The organism is Halorubrum sp. SD612, assembly GCF_002135005.1.
Window position 1 is genome coordinate 1 of record NZ_NEWI01000391.1, and the last position, 1157, is coordinate 1157.

Consider the following 1157-nt stretch of genomic DNA (forward strand, 5'->3'; position numbering starts at 1 on the left):
GTCGTCGGCAACGTCGGGACGCGCGAGGCCGCCGAGGCCGCGGTCGACTTCGCCGACGGGCTGAAGGTCGGCATCGGGCCGGGCTCTATCTGTACCACGCGCGTCGTCAGCGGCGCGGGAATGCCCCAGATGACCGCGGTCGCCGAGGTCGCGGACGTCGCGAGCGCCCACGGCGTCCCGGTGATCGCGGACGGCGGCATCCGCTACTCCGGCGACGCGATCAAGGCGCTCGCGGCGGGCGCCGACGCGGTGATGCTCGGCTCGTACTTCGCCGGCACCGACGAGGCGCCGGGGCGCGTCATCACGATGCAGGGGAAGAAGTACAAGCAGTACCGCGGGATGGGCTCCGTCGGCGCGATGAAGTCCGGCGGCGGCGACCGCTACCTCAAGGAGGAGGACGAGGACGAGGAGTTCGTCCCCGAGGGCGTCGAGGCGGCGACGCCGTACAAGGGGAGCCTCGGCTCGGAGCTCCACCAGCTCACCGGCGGGATGCGCTCCGGGATGGGGTACGTCGGCGCCGAGACCGTCCCCGACCTCCACGAGCGCGCGGAGTTCGTCCGGGTCTCCTCGGCGGGCCAGAGCGAGAGCCACCCGCACGACGTGATGATCACGGACGAGGCGCCCAACTACAGCCCGGGCGAGTAACGGCGACCGGTCGCCGGCCGGATTCGTCCGGTCCCGAGCCCGACCGAGGGGGCGTCCGGACGGCGCGTCGAAGAGGTATTTTAATATAGCCAGCGATGAGACGAAACGTGTGAGCGAACACCCCCTCGCTCCCGTCATCCATGAGTGAGCAACCGCCGCTGGTCCTCGTGGTCGAGGACGAACCCGACCTGGCCGACCTGTACGCCGCTTGGCTCGGCGACGAGTACCGCGTCCGAACCGCGTACGGCGGCCGCGAGGCGCTCGACCAGCTCGACGAGGCCGACGACGCGGTCGACGCGATACTGCTCGACCGTCGGATGCCCGGCCTCTCCGGCGACGAGGTCCTCACCGCCGTCCGCGACCGCGGTATCGACTGCCGGGTCGCGATGGTCACCGCCGTCGAGCCCGACTTCGACATCCTGGAGATGGGGTTCGACGACTACCTCGTCAAGCCCGTCACCAGCGACACTCTCCGGGAGACCGTCGACGGCCTGCTGCGGCGCGGCGAGTAC

At 70.9% G+C, this 1157-nt stretch carries 2 protein-coding genes; both read left to right on the forward strand.

Annotated features, from left to right (window positions below; translation table 11 throughout):
- The coding region (locus B9G38_RS17590) for an IMP dehydrogenase (RefSeq protein ID WP_143415659.1) at nt 1–645 on the forward strand (645 nt) is incomplete at its 5' end.
- A 140-nt stretch (nt 646–785) separates the two neighbouring features.
- On the forward strand, nt 786–1157 hold a 372-nt coding region (locus B9G38_RS17595; RefSeq protein WP_143415661.1), incomplete at its 3' end, for a response regulator transcription factor.